We start from the raw sequence: 14970 nt of genomic DNA on the forward strand, positions 1-14970 counted from the left end.
AGACCAGCTTTTGTGTTACTTCTTCTCTTGTTTATCAGCCATTACATTAAAGGGCAGCTGTTGGGCAGCAGCCTGAAGCACTTTGTTGTTTTTGACATTCTCTATCAGGTATTCCGTGTAGTCATCATCTCTTGAAAGGCCAGCGGAATATTCTTTTTTTATGTGATTTTCTGCTTCCTGAAACGTTTGGAAATCACCTTCAAATACGCCATTATATTCAACTCTCCAGCTCTCTCCATCAATCGGATACACAAACAATTGATCTTCCTGCCTGTTTTTATACAGCGAACCGTTTGGCGAGTCTTTCAGGTTGTATCGGTTTTTAGGAGCATCGATCGGCATAGGTTCGATATCGAAGACCTCGGTGACAAACAGCTTAAAGGCTTCGTGATTCAAGTTGCATCCAGATGCTTTTGCATGACCGCCGCCTTCAAACTTTCCGGCAACTGCCGACACATCAACATGGTCATGAATTGTCCTAAGGCTGATCCGCTTTCCACCCACACTGATTATGGCAATATAATCAAGGTATGGATTGTCTTTCCCCAGTTCATTACCCAATTCTGAGTGATAGGATTCAGCATGCACAATCCCGACACAGTAATCATCAACAAATGATTTTGTCAGTTCTCTCCGCTTTCTGCGGATATACCTGTCTATCTTTCCTTCTTCCATCTCAAGGATTTTCTGTTCAAACTCATCAAAGAAAAATTTATCATGATGCTGAAGACGATGGAGCATCTTTTCTTCAAATTCTTCAAGCGTCAGAAGGAAAAACAAATCATTTAACCTTTTGGCAGTCATATTATTATTAACATCCCACTCCCAGGTATCATACTGTCTCACCAATTCAACGAATTCATCAAGAATCGGCGTCGTTTCAATCTCACCTTTCTTCTGAAGGTCTTCATACAGTAATGATGTAGCAGAAGCCAGCCTTCCATCATCATATTGGACAGTGACTGCAGCCCAATCATATTGATTGAAATGTTCAGCACTTCGATGATGGTCAATCAATTCGACTTTTCCGTCCTTTTTATAATAAGCCTCTATCGCTTCCTCGTTTTCTTTATTCACCGAGAGGTCAGTAATGTACAATTTGGTATCTTTATGAGGCTTCTTTAAAAATCTTGCCACTTGAAAGTTCAAGCCGCCGATCGAATTATAGCGGACTTCAGCTTCTTCGCCCCATGCAATCTTTGCAATGATGCCGCAACCGACACCATCTAAATCATTATGTGATAATAAAAAACGCTGCATATTTTGCCTCCTAGGCTTTCTCTATGTATTCAAGTCTATTTTTTGTCATTCACCTGCTAATATACAGCAAAAAACGTCACATGTTAAATAAAAAGCGGAAGCGCCTTGTTCAGCCCCGACAGGCATAAGACGAGCCGGGGGGAAGGTTGCTCTTTAACCTTCTTGACGGATTGGCTTATGACCCCGAGGGGCTAGGCGCTGGAGCTGGATTGATAAAAAGCGGAAGCGGCCGTTATCATCCTTTACTTCCAATGAACCAATCCAAATCATTTCATGCGGACACTCTAAAGGACTATGTGTCAAACTCCCCGTTTATTCCCCCATACAAAGGTATGAAGCTGAGGAAGCACTCTGACGTTATTAAGCCGTTCACTTTGGATCACAGCATCAATCAGCTTCTCATATTCAGCTATCAGTCCGCGCACCAAGCGGCCTTCATCCGACTCAGCGAGATTGCTGTTCCCGACTTGCAGGAAGAATGGGACTCCGGGGTATCTTTCATGCAGGGCAGCTGCATACTCAAGATCCCTTTCATCGAAAATGACCACTTTTAAACTGCAGTCCTTTTGCCCTCTTAATTTCCCCATGATGAAATCCAACTTATCAAAATCAGTGTTCATACCTGAGCTTGGCGGTTTTGGGGAAAGTGTCAGGTCATCTATGTCCATGAACCAGTCCTGCCACCTGCTTCCCTGGGTTTCCAGGGCAGATTGGATTTCGTTATCATTAAAAATAACGAGAAGTTCTTCAATGGCTCCAATAAGCGCGGGATTCCCCCCAGAGATGGTTACATGGCTGAACCGGGTGCCTCCGATTGTTTTCAGTTCTTCCCAGACCTCGATTGCAGTCATCATGCGGATATCATCTTTGGCTGATCCATCCCAAGTAAAGGCCGAGTCGCACCAGGAGCAGGAGTAATCACAGCCAGCTGTTCGTACAAACATGGTTTTCTGGCCTATGACCATTCCTTCCCCTTGGATGGTCGGTCCGAAGATTTCCAGAACAGGTATTTTTCTCATTGGAACTTATCCTTTCCCGGACGGAATATACAGTAACTGGTAGGTGTTTCCCGTAAGAAAACTTGAAGGCATTGGGCATGATTTCCCTGTTCATTCAAGCAGTCCTGAATGATTCCATATATAATCTCTGCCATGACTTCCGTAGTCGGATACCGCTCAGGATGTTCCGAGAAAAGCGGATCTTCGTTAAGAATCGTGTGATCGAACCTATCATGGATAAGCTTCTTAATTTCTGCGAAATTAAAAAGGAACCCCGAATCATCTAATTCATCCCCGCCAATCGTTACATTGGCGAAATAGGTATGGCCATGGATTTTCCGGCATTTGCCTGCGGACTCTGAAGGGATGAAATGAGCTGCCGCAAACTGGAAATCTTTATTCAACTCATAGGAGAAGGGGTGCTCTGGAACAGGATATATCTGTCCAATCATAATGATCCTCCCCCCTTTTTCTCAGACAGATATTCCCTGAGCCCTTTGTTCCTCAATCGGCAGGAAGGGCATTCTCCGCAGCCATCCCCTCTTATGCCGTTATAGCAGGTAAGTGTCTTTTCACGGACATATTGAAGCATACCCATCTCATCAGCCCATTTCCAAGTAGCTTTCTTATCGAGCCACATCAGTGGTGTATGAACAGCGTACCCTTCATCAAGGGCAAGGTTCAACGTAACATTGAATGATTTTACAAACATATCCCTGCAATCAGGGTATCCGCTGAAGTCGGTCTCACAGACACCCGTAATGATATGTCCGGCACCGATATTCCTGGCCAGGACCCCTGCAAATGAAAGAAACAATAGATTTCTGCCCGGAACAAAGGTGGAAGGAAGTTCCCCTTCTTTTTCGGTGATTTCCTCATTTCTGGTCAGCGCGCTTGGTGATAGCTGGTTAAGAAGGCTCATATCCAGCACATGATGTTGGATGTTGAATTCTTCGGCGATCTCCTTTGCACATGCAAGTTCATCAAGGTGCCTCTGTCCATAATTAAATGTGACTGCTTCAACCTCTTTGAATTCTTTTTTTGCCCAAATCAAACAGGTGGTACTATCCTGCCCACCACTGAAAACTACAAGTGCTTTCTCGTTTTTCATAAAAAATCTCCTCTCTTTCTTAGGCACTCCTGCCTGGTAAAAGAAGAAGGAGGTTCATTGCACATTCTCTATAAGCAATTTTCTATTGAACAAACAAAAAAACGGCACCCAAGGAGATGCCGTTTCCTTAGTTTTTTATAGAGGGTTAAGCTAGAACCTCTCCTGCCTGCAGACAGATTTCTTCTATTTATTTTGCTACTATAACATAGAGCCGGACGACTGTCATCTTATATCTGTTTTAATCCCGCAGCAAAGGCATTGAACAGCAGCGGAATGAGCCGCCTGATTTAATGATCTCAGAAAAATCCACTTCAATGACTTCATATCCATAACTTCTTAAAGACCGATTGACCCCCTTATTTTGCGGAAGGCTCAAAACTTTTCTATTCCCGATGGATAACACATTCGTCCCCATAGTGAATTGTTCCTCTGCATTCACTTCAATTAAATCATAATAAGATTCCAGCATTTTCAATTCTTTCCGTTTGAATGCAGGTGAAAATACAAGAGCTTCATCCGGGGAAAGAATGTTGAAAACACAGTCAAGATGCAGGTATTTTTTCTGGAAAGGAACTGGGATGACTTGGTACCCTTCAGCCAGCTCCTGCAATTGATTGATTGTTCCTTGGTCGGTACGGTGGCTTATCCCTACAAAAATCTTGTCTTTATCTATTATGACGTCCCCGCCTTCAATGCTGCTGAAGTCAAGCTTTTCATATTGAAGGCCATTGCTTTCGAGCCAGTCAGTCAACACACTGACTTCACCCGACCGTATATCGCTTCCCATTTCAGATACATAAACAGTATCACCAATCGTGAAACCGATGTCCCTTGTAAATACCTGTTCAGGGAGCCTCTGGTCAGGCGGTAACTGAATGACCTCCGCACCGTTTTCCTTCATAGCTTTCACAAAGTTCCCATGTTGAATCAAAGCTGTTTCAATATCTATATTTTTATCCAGGAAATGCTTTTGAGTCTCATTGATGACTTCCTCTATTTTCATGTAACGAGGCTGGCAAACGATGACTTTATTCAACCTGTCATATTCACTGTCACAATATTCCGTTTGCTGCTTTCTAATCGTAGTCGCCATATTAACCCTCCATCTTAATATACCTTTTTATGAGACTATTCCCATTGATAAGATGATATTAAACTCGCAGATGGAAGGAAAGAACCCGCTCATTGCATAAAGATTAACTATTACGCATTATTACTGTATGTTTATTCTTGACAACCGGGTAATTCTTCCTTTTTACTGAATGAATATTTACTGAAGAAATTTTACAATTTTATATGAAATGCCCTGCTGGTCTAGAAGAGATTCTTTCTAAATGCATAACTGGACTTGCTGAATTCCATCACTTCGTAGAAGCGGTGGGCATCCTTCCTTTGAAGGCCAGAATCAAGGCCAATCGTTTCGCATCCTTCACCCTTGCCCCACTCCTCAACAAATTGAAGGAGTTTTCTTCCATATCCCTTTGACCGGACCGATGAGGCAGTGACGAGATCATAGACGAATACATGACGCTTGGAATAAAAATTCGTTCTGATTATAACTCCTGCAAGTGAAACCAGTTCTTCTTCATCATACAGGCAGAAAACTCTGTACCCCTCACTCTTCATGTCTTTCAATAAACTTTTATATCCCTCTCTGGATAAATCTGTCCTCAACTCAATCAATAGCTGATATACCTTGGCCCAATCCTGTTGGGTTACGGCTTCCCTAAATTCCATGTTCATTACTCCCTTTTCTCAAAATCCTGACTTCCCACTATTATTCTTTATAAGAAGAATTAATTCCTTCATACCAATTCCCCAGTCTGTTCTTAGTAAGGCCGGAGTTGATACCGGCTGCAAGCCTTCGAAGTGATAGTGATTACTATGGAGAGGAAGGATAGGATTGCTGCCTTACTCCTGCTGAACAGAAGGATTTGAAGACAGCCTATGGGAAGAAGGAGCATGGAGTTCGGCCGCTTATCTTCATTATTAAAGGCTGTTTTTCACATATATTGTTGCTTTCGGAAAAATCCGAGATACCGATTTTCCTCCCTGTACCCCAAGGTTTTTCTCTCAAAATAGGGAAAGATTTCTTTTCCTTTTAACAAACCAGGGGTTTCTCGGGGGGTTACCAGGAGATGATCTGTGATAGATATTAATTAGAGCATAAAAGTTTACGGAAAAAGCCAACAAAAAAATAAGAACCCCTGCTCAATAAAGCGGGGTTCTGGAACTGAGAAGTGTATCTCAGCGGTTTATTTATGAATTAACTACATTTCCTTCTGCTGGAATCGGATGTTCTTTCAGCATTTTAGCAAAATGTATCAGGTTGTAGGCCATGATTCTGGTATTTTGTTTAGTGAAATCATTTTTGAAGCCTTCCGCTTCAAGGAATGAAGGTCCCGGCCCCGCTTCCCCGACCCAGTAGGAGTCGACGTTAGGCGGGATAGTGAACCCCAGGTGGGACATCCCGTAAATAATATCCCTCGAGGCACTTTTGGCTCCATCTTCATTTCCAGTTACGATTGAACCTGCAACCTTATTATAGTAAAGGTATTGGCCTTTATCATTTGTCAGGCTTGCACCTCCATTGATCCGTTCGATTACCCGCTTGGCAATACTGCTTTTTTCGCCCAGCCAGATGGGTGTACCGATTACGAGGATATCCGATTCCTTCACTTTCTCGAAAATCTCTGGCCACTCGTCACCGATTCCTTCATCAGGAGTCATTCCGGGTGCCACATTATAGTCGGCAATCCGGATCGTTTCTGTGTCAACGCCTTCATCCTGCATAATATCGATTACTTTGTCCATTAAGCCTTGTGTGTTAGAAGTTTCAGGGCTTTTCTTTAAACTGCAATTCAGAAATAATGCCTTTATAGTCAAAATACTTACCTCCTTCAGATAGTTCTCTTATTTAATATCCACTTAAAGCTATAATCAAACTAGCTGGTGAGTATGAGAACAATTTAACTGCAGGAAGTCTTGCAAGCGTTCTGTTTTAGTATTTATTATTATTTCAAATTAATTACTAGATAAAAGCAAGGGGGCCGGCTCTTTTTTTCCTTATTTAAAAAGGGCTCTCAGAGATGGACCCTTTAAAATTTTCATCAACAGCAGAAAAGAGCCGATCAGAATTTTAATCCTTTTATCTATTTATAGGTAACGATTACCCTTCTTTTCATTTCTTTTTTTAACATGGCAATATATTCTTCCGAGTGTCTCTGCTTTTTGGCATGCCTCCATACAGTCATCAGCTGTTTATTGCTTAATTGCTTTAGAGTTATAGGGTCCATGCATTCCTCCTTACGAAAAGAAGAACATTCAAATTTGACAAAAGGTATTTAAAGGTTTTTACCCTATTTTTACAGTTTATAACTTTTTACAATTTAAGTGGATGGCATCTTTGACATTTACCGGATAAAGCCGCCTTCTGAATGAATGATCTGACCAGTAATCCACTGTGCTTCAGGTGAGACCAGAAAAGCGATTAAGTTTGCTGTATCCTCAGGAACCCCCAGCCTTCCCATCGGAAATTGGCTGATCAATTCTTTTTGTATGGTTTCAGTCATCCATCCCGTTTGAGTCGGCCCGGGATTGACAGCATTAATGGTGACCCCTTTTCGGGCAGCATGAACGGCTGTTGATCTGACTAATGCCTCAGCCCCGCTTTTGGTCATTGCATATGCCAGTTCATCGGGCATGGCTCCCAGTGATTGCCCGCTTGTAAGAAATACCACCCGTCCTCCGGCATCTTCATCAACAACCCGGATAAACTCAGCTGTTAAAAGGCTTGGTGCCCTAAGATTGACAAAGTAGTGCCTATCCAATTCCCTGCCCGAAAACTTCCCGATACTTGTTTCTGTTGAATAAGCAGCGTTATTCACAAGGATTGCCGGCTTCCCCAATTTGTTTATTACGGAATTCAACACTTGTTCAGGTGCCTCTTCTTTCATAAAATCAATTTCTTCCCATTCGCACCTGACTCCTTTTTCCACTATAGCTGTTTTCAAACGCTCGAATCCCTCTTCTTCTGCGCCCCAAGGCATGCTGTTGTCATATTCCCTGTACCCTGTAAAAAATATATCGCAGCCCTGATCCGCTAATTTAAGACAGATGGAGGCACCAATGCCCCCCAGTCTGCTGGCCCCTGTCACCACAGCAATCCTGTTCATGATCTTAACTCCTTCAGCTGACGAAGCACTTCCTGGTATTGGCCCTCAATTAAAGAAACATCATCAGAAGGAGAAGGTATGCTCAAGCGGCTGATCAGTTCGGTCATCTTTGTTTCAAGCATCAAGATTTCCTCTTCATTTTCATCTGCTTTCGTTGGCTGTCGGCTCCACTCCTCGGACTGCTGCAAACCACCGTCAAACATAGTTATTGTTCCATCCTGGAATCTCCATAGCTTATCCGCAACATTATCAAGGAATGCCCTATCATGGGAAATGACGAGGACCGTTCCCGGATAGTCCCGCAAAAGTCCCTCCATTGCTTGCAGTGTATCAAGGTCGACATGATTTGTCGGCTCATCGAGGATCAATAGGTTATAATCACCGACCAGCAGCTTTGCAAGGGAGATCTTCACGCGTTCCCCTCCGCTCAGTACATGAATTGGTTTATGGACGTCCTCTTCATAAAATCTTAATCGTGCCAGGATGATCCTGATGACATGCTGCGGTAGGGTACTGCCTTCTGTTACATATTCGAGGATAGTAGAGTTTTCCGGAAGGTTTTCCAGCGTCTGCTCAAAGTATCCCGCCTTCACATTCTGTGCAATGTCCACCTGTTCTGGATCCTCCTGCAGAAGCTGCCTGATCAAGGTCGTTTTTCCGCACCCATTTCGGCCGATGCAAGCTGTTTTACTGCCGGTTTTTAATTTAAGATGGCTGCTTTGATAAAGTTTATTGCCATCAATCCATTTTTCGATGTCTTTAGCTGATAGCAATGTCTTTCTATGGATGGGCGTTTGCAGTTTATATTCCATTTTTACGGCATCCCACTCAAATGGTTTTTCCACCTTTTCCATCCTGTCAATCCGCTCCCGTATCACAGTGGAAACACGTTCCACTTTCGCTCTCTTCCCTGCAGCCTTCCCTTTATACAGCTGCCATTCGGAATTCCCCATACGGGAAGGAGGCTTATCCATACCTTGAGCTTGCTTCTTCTTTTGTTCATACCTTTCCTGCAGCCGCTTTTTTTCTTTCGTGTAGCCCTCATACTTCGCTTCCTGCTCTTTCTTTTGCCGTTCCTTTTCCTGCAGATAATCATCATAATTTCCCTGGTACTCTATCAGTTTCCCCTCTTCAATTTCCCAGATTTTTGAACAGACCGCATTTAGAAGGGACCTGTCATGGGATGCCAGGATAAAGCTGCCGTTAAAAGTCTTCAGGCGTTTTTGAAGCTCTTCAATTCTTTCCCAGTCAAGATTGTTCGACGGCTCATCCAAAAACATTAAGCCACTGGTTTCGGAAAAAAGCGCATTCAACTTTTTGATCGTCATTTCTCCTCCGCTTAAATAGGTGTCACTGATATTTTGATTCAGCTGCTCAAAATATCCGCTGCTGCAGTACCACTCCACTTCCGGCACTGCATCCGTCAATCCCTGAAGGTACTTTAAGAGAAGCGATTTACCTTGGCCGTTCTTTCCTATCAAGCCGATTTTATCCCCTTGATAGATATTTATTTCTTTCTCATCAAAAAACTTCTTATCACCGATTGTGTATTGAACATTTCTGGCTCTCATCAATAACATAAAAAAACCTCCCCGAAATGCTCCGGAAAGGTTAGTATGTATTCTATGCTCATTAGTTAAAAAAAGTTACACGTACAGAAAAAACCAAGAAAACCTTCTAAAGAAAGATTCCTGCAGACTGAGTGGTATACTTTTTTTGAGCGAAGAGTCCAAAGTGAAAAATGGACATACTTATCCTATCCGGAACGAGTTTAATTTTACAAATATGCTTTTGCTTTTTCTCGTTTTAGTGGGATAGGTAATTACTTCATTGCTCAAAAATTCAGTCCTTTCTATTTTAGCTACTCTCAGTATATTGGCAACCATTAGAATTTGCAACAAGTCCATGAAAAAATTCACACCCTGCCGAGTCCTTTTCCCTCCTTGAAAAGCTTCCTGATCAGCCTGATTTGGCCTCTGTGATTGATTTCATCTTCAAATACATGAAACCATTTAAAAAAGTTGTTCCCCTTTTTGCTGTACCAAAAATCCGTCTCATGATAAAGCCAGCTTTCATCCAGCGAGGCGAACTTTTCTTCCGTGATTTTTCTGACTGCCTCTAATTCATCCAGATAGTATTGAAGAGGCTTTCCTTGAATGACTGCAGCCTCTTTCCCCAATCCAACTGCCGGCTCAAGTGTATCTGCATAATCATTGATCTCTTCATCACCAGCTTCTTCAAACGTCATTTTTTGATACACTTTTTCGACAGCCGTCAAATGAGCAAGCAGCATGGCGATGGAATTGAACTCACCATTGTGGCGGTAATCCACTTCTTCTTGTGATACATTCTTCAAATCAGCCAGCGTGGTGAATCTGGCATAATTCATCATAGATATCAATATAGAGAAATCTTTCTTATATCCGTCTTTTTCTTTGATTAAAAACATATTTTCATTGATTTCCATACTCCAGCCCCCTAGAAACATCTTTGATACCTGACTATACTATCATAATAATCAGACATTTACCCTCATTATTAGGCTGTTTTCGCATTCATTGTTGCTTGCGGAAAAATCCCATGAGCCGGATTTTCCCCCTGTATTCCAAGGCCTTTCACTCGAAAAAGGGAGAGTAGCTCTTTTCTTTCTTGTTTACAGAGATTTTTTCGGTGAATTACCAGGATATTATTTGAAAAAAAAATTAAATAGCAACAAAGTTTACGCAAAGAGCTTAAATTAACACTCATTCAACTTCATTTTGAAACGGTTCACGACAAGTTCCCTTATCGGAAGTGTAAATGGATCGAACTTCTCCATGTCATTAATATGAACCCACGCTGCATCCAATAAGTCATCATTTTCAGGGAGGGATGTATCCAAATATAATTCACCTGATACGATTTTTGCCAGGAAGGAGTATTTATCCGAAGAGATGGACAGCTGTTCAATGGCTTCAGTCCAGTATCCGGTCTCTTCCTGTACTTCCCTTACCATCGCCTGCTCAGGGGTTTCCCCCTCTTCAATCCCGCCGCCGGGAAAGTTCCATACGATGTCACCTCTCTGAACGAACTGCTTTACCATCAAAATATATTCATCCCTGAATATGATTCCTTGTGAGATCACGCTGTTCCACCCTTTACTTTTATCTTTTAAATCTATTTTACACCATTTCCATTAAAGTATAAATCTGGTAAACTATATTTCCATTAGTTAGAAAGGAAGATGATTGAATGACTTATCCTATTCGGGTCAGAGCCGGGGCATTGATTATGACTGATAAACGAATTCTACTGGTTAAATTTGAAGATGAAAATGGCGTTCACTACAACCTTCCAAGTGGAGGGGTCGAAAAAGGCGAATCTACCATTGAAGCAGCAGTACGGGAAGCAAAAGAAGAAGCCGGCGTGGAAGTTAAAGTTGAAAAACTTGCGTTCATTTACGAATATGCTCCTCATCATAATGATGAATTATATGGATCAACGCCGAACTTGAGCTTATTTTATGAGTGTTCGATAAGAAATGGCAGCTCTCCTTCCATGCCTGGTACACCCGACGTTAACCAGACCGGTGTTGAGTGGATAAACTTCACTGAACTGGATTCAATCACACTATACCCGAAGATCCACAAGCAAATAAAAGATTATGCCGCGGGACTCTACGAGATGGACCTTATTGAAGAGTGCAGCCTCATGAAATAGTGACTGCTCACACTACAGCTCTTTGTATGTTACTATGAAGAAAAGTTCTATAAGGATGTGTCAGAATGCTGGTAATTAAAATGTCCAAAGAGGAAAAAGAAGAAATCATCGGCCGGATCCAAACCTTCCACTACGAACAGCATGGAGAAGAAATCGGGAACATAGGAGCAGAAAATCTTTTTGAATTCTTCATGAAGGAACTTGGTCCTTATTTTTATAACAAGGGGATCATGGATTCCAAGGAAGTATTGATGGATAAAATGCTTCAAGTGGAAGATGACTTGTACGCCTTGAAACGGCCTGTGGAATAGGGTACATCTAATAAACCCCCTTCACAAGAGGGGGCTCTATATCCTATTCAACTGTATGAATTCCTTCAGTGGCAAACACCTTTTCCGAATTCAGCACATCAATTTCGAGGGCATCTTCGTCTTTATCTTCAATGATCTTCCTCAACTCATCCTCCGAAATGGGCTGCTCAAGAGGAAAAGATTCATGGATTTCGAAGATTTTAGGCTTTTCACCTTCTTTATGGCTTACATATTTTTCATCTAATACGAACAGGTCTGTCCCCAAAGCTTCCACGAGCTCTCCGCTGCCAGCGTAAAGCCTCACCTGAAAGGAAGTTTCTGGTTCTTCCATGTTTGCATCATCCAAAGTGATGTGAACTTCCAGCTTCTTTCCATTCTCTGATAAAGAAACACTGGATTTCTCAATCATTTCTATTTTCTTATTTCCGCAACCCGCCAGAATAATTAAGAAAACCAGCAAAAGCGCCGCTGCATATAACTTTTTCACAATACTATCCCCCTGCCATCTATCTCTGTTTAATATAATACTATAACGGCAGCCTGCAGGAAAATTGAAATGTATGCTCAAAAAGAATCAAAAATTCCCGCATCTTAATTGATGGCGGGAGTTTCAATAATCAAATTGAATTTTTTCGATTTGACGGGGATAAGTTATAAACAATAAACCGTTATGGACTTGAATATGAATCGTCTCTGCATTGGCGTAACCCGGCAGGTCGATGATTTGTTCAAATTCACCATACATTCTTTCACTTCTGACTTCCATTTCAACAGGAAAAACATGCCTAATGACACCTTTTACCTGCAGCCTAGTGCCAGAAAGCAGGTGAATTGCCAAGTCCTCTTTGTTTATACCGGGAATCTCCATCGTAATATAATAATACTCATCGTTTTGATGAATATCGATATTTTGCTGTTTTTTCTGCTCACTGAAAAAATCTTCCGGCCTTTTTTCCTGAAGCACCTTCGTCCAAAAGTCACTGGAACGATACTCATTGGTAATTTCCATCCATTTTCTGATCTTTTCAATGTCCATGTAATCGACCCACTATATTTGATTAGCAATCGGCATGGATGGATTGCCTATTTGCCCCTGATCACTTACATCCGGGTCAAAATTACCTGAGTTCAGGAATGCTGCTGCCGGTGACAAATCACCAAATGAAAAGTTTGCTCCCACGAATTTCGAATTGGCGGTGTGGCTGTTTTGCACAGTCGGACCAATATCGATGTTCCCATTCTGCGTGGTTCCATTGACTTTTATATTAAAAATATTAATTGCATAAGGCATAATATACTCCTTCCTTATAACGGGACCAAGGGTTTAGGAAAAACATTTGTAGAGTCAGCAGTACCAATAGATGCCATGTCGTTTACATCCGGATCAATCAGGATGTTTTCCATGATTCCCTCTGTCGGTGAAGTATCTCCAAAGGAAGAATTGGTTCCCTGCGCTTTACTATTAGCAGTATGGCTGTTATGGGCGGTGTCACCTATGTTCACCGATCCATTTCCTGAAACACTGTTGACTTTGAGATAATACAGATTGATGACAGTAGATGGCATATCGCACACCCCTTATAAACTATAGAGTATCATATGCCAGCAATGCCCACATGTTACTGCAGATGCCTTCTCCCGCCTTTCCTTAATCAATTATTCAGTAGTCAATCCTTCTCGTTCCGGAAAGCAATGATACTTGTTTTCAAAGATGCATATACACCAACTGCGGCATTCCCATAAATCACCCCCATAAACACCCCTGCCGAAATGCTGCCTTTTTGTGCAAAAAAGATGGAAATAATCAGTTCGATGACATTTGCCAATGTCGGGACCCAATTCCTCCGTATCGAAAAAGTAAGCTTTAGGAGCTGGGTGATGATAATAGTCAATGGAATAGCTGTAACAGCATCCCAAAAGTTTGTATGTATGACTGGAAAATGTTCCATAGTCCATCCCTCTCAATATGAAATTTTGATCTTAGATTGTGCAGATCCTGGTGATTCATGTATCCTCCTTCCCGATTTCCCTGATTCTGCCGTGGTTTAGCCCTTTATCTTTAAGACGTCTGTGTTAAACTATATAAGGCTACATTATCGGGAGGACGTGATTTCATTGAATAAGAGACTGGCTGTTGTGATTCCAGTTTCCATCCTTGTCTTTATACTATCTCTCTGGTTCTTATCCAGAAGTTATGGCGAAATCGAACAGTCGGCAAGAATCCTCATTTCGATAGGCGGAATGCTGGTTTCGGGTGTTATAACCTATTTTCTATTTCCTGAAGATGAAAAAGTGAAATAAAAAAACCCTGTCACATAGACGTGACAAGGGTTTTTTTTATTCTATTTCCCTCACTTGGACTGGAGGCAATACTTGGTTGATTTTCTCCCTGTGAGGTTCAAATTGGGGAGGGAGTTTCAAAGCCTGCCCAAGTCCTTCCAGCGGCTCGTCGATAGCAAATCCCGGTGGATCCGTTGCGATTTCGAAAAGGATATCTCCATGCTCCCTAAAATAGACCGCGTTAAAATAATTCCTGTCTTGAACCGGTGTCACCGGGTAGCTATTGGCTTCCAGATGGGCTTTCCAGGCCATCTGGTCTTGATCATCATTTGCCCGCCAGGCGATGTGATGAACCGTCCCCACTCCCATTCTTCCGCGGGGAACCTCATCCATTTTCAAATCGATGATATTCCCTATATCTGAAGTGGATTTATAACGGATAAGCCCTTCCTCTTTTCCAATACGCTCAAGCCCCATTACTTCCTCAAGCAGCATGGCAGTCAATTCAGGGCTGGCCGATAAAAGTAAAGCTCCTGCAAAACCTTGGATGGCCGACTCAGATGTGATCTTGCCAAAATTCCACCCATTGCCTTTTGCTTGCCCGCGCTCAACCAGTTCAAGCTGAAGCCCATGCGGGTCTGCAAATTGCAAATAGGTTTCTCCAAAACGCACACTCTTTTTATAGGAAATGGCGAAGTCGTTCAATCTATTTTCCCAAAACGGCAGCGCTCCTTCAGGTACTGCATATGATGTGGTTCCTACCTGTCCGCCTCCAATTCTTCCTTGATGAGCATCATCCCACGGGAAAAAGGTAACGATGGTCCCCGGGCTGCCCTGCTCATCACCAAAGTATAAATGGTAGGTGCCAGGATCATCAAAATTGACCGTCTGTTTGACCAGCCTTAATCCTAAGACTCCTGCATAGAAATCGATATTCTCCTGAGGGTTTCCGACTATAGCCGTTATATGATGGATTCCTTTTGTTTGCTTGCGCATTTCATCACTCCTCCTATTATAAAGTTCATCATCTAAATTATCTCGAATTCGAGATAATTTTATTATATCCACTTTCAGTTGTCAATAGATTACAATCATTCAAGGTTTTTTGTAAAGTTTCATCTTTTAGAACAAGAAGG

Annotated in this window: 21 protein-coding genes and 1 riboswitch; of the genes, 3 read left to right on the plus strand and 18 right to left on the minus strand. The window is 42.1% G+C overall.

The genetic code is table 11. The features are described 5' to 3' along the window. Positions 1–15: 15 nt before the first annotated feature. The 12 genes from D3H55_RS08460 to D3H55_RS08520 all read right to left on the minus strand — a co-directional run bounded on the left by D3H55_RS08460 (position 16) and on the right by D3H55_RS08520 (position 10668). Complete coding sequence (locus D3H55_RS08460; RefSeq protein ID WP_119546471.1) at positions 16–1260, minus strand: DHH family phosphoesterase; 1245 nt, start codon at positions 1258–1260, stop codon at positions 16–18. 299 nt (positions 1261–1559) lie between these two features. Then, a complete protein-coding gene (queE, locus tag D3H55_RS08465; RefSeq protein ID WP_119546472.1) occupies positions 1560–2279 on the minus strand; it encodes a 7-carboxy-7-deazaguanine synthase QueE in 720 nt (239 codons plus the stop codon). After that, positions 2276–2710, minus strand: a complete 435-nt coding sequence (queD, locus tag D3H55_RS08470) for a 6-carboxytetrahydropterin synthase QueD (RefSeq protein ID WP_119546473.1) — start codon at positions 2708–2710, stop codon at positions 2276–2278. The genes queE and queD overlap by 4 nt, the downstream gene beginning before the upstream one ends. Next, a complete protein-coding gene (gene queC / locus D3H55_RS08475; RefSeq protein ID WP_119546474.1) occupies positions 2707–3369 on the minus strand; it encodes a 7-cyano-7-deazaguanine synthase QueC in 663 nt (220 codons plus the stop codon). Before queC ends, queD begins: the two co-directional genes overlap by 4 nt. 121 nt (positions 3370–3490) lie before the next feature. Beyond that, positions 3491–3535, minus strand: a riboswitch (PreQ1 riboswitch). A gap of 72 nt (positions 3536–3607) precedes the next feature. Continuing rightward, positions 3608–4462 carry a dimethylarginine dimethylaminohydrolase family protein gene (locus D3H55_RS08480; protein WP_119546475.1) on the minus strand — a complete coding sequence of 285 codons (855 nt, stop codon included), beginning with the start codon at positions 4460–4462 and terminating at the stop codon, positions 3608–3610. 221 nt (positions 4463–4683) lie between these two features. After that, entirely contained in the window at positions 4684–5106 is a 423-nt protein-coding gene (locus D3H55_RS08485; RefSeq protein WP_119546476.1) for a GNAT family N-acetyltransferase, read from the minus strand. A gap of 522 nt (positions 5107–5628) precedes the next feature. Beyond that, positions 5629–6255: a flavodoxin family protein gene (locus D3H55_RS08490; protein WP_119546477.1), complete on the minus strand. Its 627-nt coding sequence runs from the start codon at positions 6253–6255 to the stop codon at positions 5629–5631. 266 nt (positions 6256–6521) lie between these two features. After that, positions 6522–6665 (minus strand): sporulation histidine kinase inhibitor Sda, encoded by a 144-nt coding sequence (sda, locus tag D3H55_RS25480; RefSeq protein WP_119546478.1) that lies wholly within the window; start codon positions 6663–6665, stop codon positions 6522–6524. A 117-nt stretch (positions 6666–6782) separates the two neighbouring features. Then, positions 6783–7544, minus strand: coding sequence for an SDR family oxidoreductase (locus D3H55_RS08500; RefSeq protein WP_119546479.1), 762 nt, complete (start codon positions 7542–7544; stop codon positions 6783–6785). Further along, positions 7541–9124, minus strand: a complete 1584-nt coding sequence (gene abc-f, locus D3H55_RS08505) for a ribosomal protection-like ABC-F family protein (RefSeq protein ID WP_119546480.1) — start codon at positions 9122–9124, stop codon at positions 7541–7543. Before abc-f ends, D3H55_RS08500 begins: the two co-directional genes overlap by 4 nt. 335 nt (positions 9125–9459) lie before the next feature. Further along, positions 9460–10011: a DinB family protein gene (locus tag D3H55_RS08510; RefSeq protein ID WP_119546481.1), complete on the minus strand. Its 552-nt coding sequence runs from the start codon at positions 10009–10011 to the stop codon at positions 9460–9462. A 270-nt stretch (positions 10012–10281) separates the two neighbouring features. Beyond that, positions 10282–10668 (minus strand): NUDIX hydrolase, encoded by a 387-nt coding sequence (locus D3H55_RS08520; protein ID WP_119546483.1) that lies wholly within the window; start codon positions 10666–10668, stop codon positions 10282–10284. A 107-nt stretch (positions 10669–10775) separates the two neighbouring features. Between D3H55_RS08520 and D3H55_RS08525 the strand changes: the two genes are divergently transcribed. After that, a complete protein-coding gene (locus D3H55_RS08525) occupies positions 10776–11243 on the plus strand; it encodes an NUDIX domain-containing protein (protein ID WP_119546484.1) in 468 nt (155 codons plus the stop codon). 65 nt (positions 11244–11308) lie between these two features. Then, entirely contained in the window at positions 11309–11554 is a 246-nt protein-coding gene (locus tag D3H55_RS08530) for a DUF2164 domain-containing protein (RefSeq protein WP_119546485.1), read from the plus strand. Positions 11555–11597: 43 nt separating this feature from the next. On the opposite strand, the gene D3H55_RS08535 is transcribed toward D3H55_RS08530, so the two are convergent. The 5 genes from D3H55_RS08535 to D3H55_RS08555 all read right to left on the minus strand — a co-directional run bounded on the left by D3H55_RS08535 (position 11598) and on the right by D3H55_RS08555 (position 13503). Beyond that, complete coding sequence (locus D3H55_RS08535; protein WP_119546486.1) at positions 11598–12041, minus strand: LptM family lipoprotein; 444 nt, start codon at positions 12039–12041, stop codon at positions 11598–11600. A gap of 123 nt (positions 12042–12164) precedes the next feature. Next, positions 12165–12590: an Hsp20/alpha crystallin family protein gene (locus D3H55_RS08540; RefSeq protein WP_119546487.1), complete on the minus strand. Its 426-nt coding sequence runs from the start codon at positions 12588–12590 to the stop codon at positions 12165–12167. Positions 12591–12602: 12 nt separating this feature from the next. Next, positions 12603–12845 carry a spore germination protein gene (locus D3H55_RS08545; protein ID WP_119546488.1) on the minus strand — a complete coding sequence of 81 codons (243 nt, stop codon included), beginning with the start codon at positions 12843–12845 and terminating at the stop codon, positions 12603–12605. A 14-nt stretch (positions 12846–12859) separates the two neighbouring features. Further along, positions 12860–13120: a spore germination protein gene (locus D3H55_RS08550; RefSeq protein WP_119546489.1), complete on the minus strand. Its 261-nt coding sequence runs from the start codon at positions 13118–13120 to the stop codon at positions 12860–12862. Between the two features lie 101 nt (positions 13121–13221). Next, positions 13222–13503, minus strand: a complete 282-nt coding sequence (locus D3H55_RS08555) for a hypothetical protein (RefSeq protein ID WP_119546490.1) — start codon at positions 13501–13503, stop codon at positions 13222–13224. A gap of 157 nt (positions 13504–13660) precedes the next feature. Between D3H55_RS08555 and D3H55_RS08560 the strand changes: the two genes are divergently transcribed. Continuing rightward, positions 13661–13855, plus strand: coding sequence for a histidine kinase (locus tag D3H55_RS08560; RefSeq protein ID WP_119546491.1), 195 nt, complete (start codon positions 13661–13663; stop codon positions 13853–13855). A 36-nt stretch (positions 13856–13891) separates the two neighbouring features. Here D3H55_RS08560 and D3H55_RS08565 read toward each other — a convergent pair whose 3' ends face one another. Further along, positions 13892–14830 carry a ring-cleaving dioxygenase gene (locus D3H55_RS08565; RefSeq protein WP_119546492.1) on the minus strand — a complete coding sequence of 313 codons (939 nt, stop codon included), beginning with the start codon at positions 14828–14830 and terminating at the stop codon, positions 13892–13894. Positions 14831–14970 lie beyond the last annotated feature (140 nt).

Source organism: Bacillus salacetis, from assembly GCF_003581585.1.
In the GTDB taxonomy this organism is placed as follows: Bacteria; Bacillota; Bacilli; order Bacillales; family Bacillaceae_B; genus Rossellomorea; species Rossellomorea salacetis.

Coding starts and splice junctions, on each gene's coding strand:
- queE (WP_119546472.1), bottom strand. CDS start 2,279: ATGAGAAAAATACCTGTTCTGGAAATCTTCGGACCGACCATCCAAGGG.
- D3H55_RS08540 (WP_119546487.1), bottom strand. CDS start 12,590: ATGGACATTGAAAAGATCAGAAAATGGATGGAAATTACCAATGAGTAT.
- D3H55_RS08480 (WP_119546475.1), bottom strand. CDS start 4,462: ATGGCGACTACGATTAGAAAGCAGCAAACGGAATATTGTGACAGTGAA.
- abc-f (WP_119546480.1), bottom strand. CDS start 9,124: ATGTTATTGATGAGAGCCAGAAATGTTCAATACACAATCGGTGATAAG.
- D3H55_RS08565 (WP_119546492.1), bottom strand. CDS start 14,830: ATGCGCAAGCAAACAAAAGGAATCCATCATATAACGGCTATAGTCGGA.
- D3H55_RS08550 (WP_119546489.1), bottom strand. CDS start 13,120: ATGCCATCTACTGTCATCAATCTGTATTATCTCAAAGTCAACAGTGTT.
- D3H55_RS08545 (WP_119546488.1), bottom strand. CDS start 12,845: ATGCCTTATGCAATTAATATTTTTAATATAAAAGTCAATGGAACCACG.
- D3H55_RS08460 (WP_119546471.1), bottom strand. CDS start 1,260: ATGCAGCGTTTTTTATTATCACATAATGATTTAGATGGTGTCGGTTGC.
- D3H55_RS08485 (WP_119546476.1), bottom strand. CDS start 5,106: ATGGAATTTAGGGAAGCCGTAACCCAACAGGATTGGGCCAAGGTATAT.
- D3H55_RS08530 (WP_119546485.1), top strand. CDS start 11,309: ATGCTGGTAATTAAAATGTCCAAAGAGGAAAAAGAAGAAATCATCGGC.
- sda (WP_119546478.1), bottom strand. CDS start 6,665: ATGGACCCTATAACTCTAAAGCAATTAAGCAATAAACAGCTGATGACT.
- D3H55_RS08525 (WP_119546484.1), top strand. CDS start 10,776: ATGACTTATCCTATTCGGGTCAGAGCCGGGGCATTGATTATGACTGAT.
- D3H55_RS08555 (WP_119546490.1), bottom strand. CDS start 13,503: ATGGAACATTTTCCAGTCATACATACAAACTTTTGGGATGCTGTTACA.
- D3H55_RS08510 (WP_119546481.1), bottom strand. CDS start 10,011: ATGGAAATCAATGAAAATATGTTTTTAATCAAAGAAAAAGACGGATAT.
- D3H55_RS08500 (WP_119546479.1), bottom strand. CDS start 7,544: ATGAACAGGATTGCTGTGGTGACAGGGGCCAGCAGACTGGGGGGCATT.
- queC (WP_119546474.1), bottom strand. CDS start 3,369: ATGAAAAACGAGAAAGCACTTGTAGTTTTCAGTGGTGGGCAGGATAGT.
- queD (WP_119546473.1), bottom strand. CDS start 2,710: ATGATTGGACAGATATATCCTGTTCCAGAGCACCCCTTCTCCTATGAG.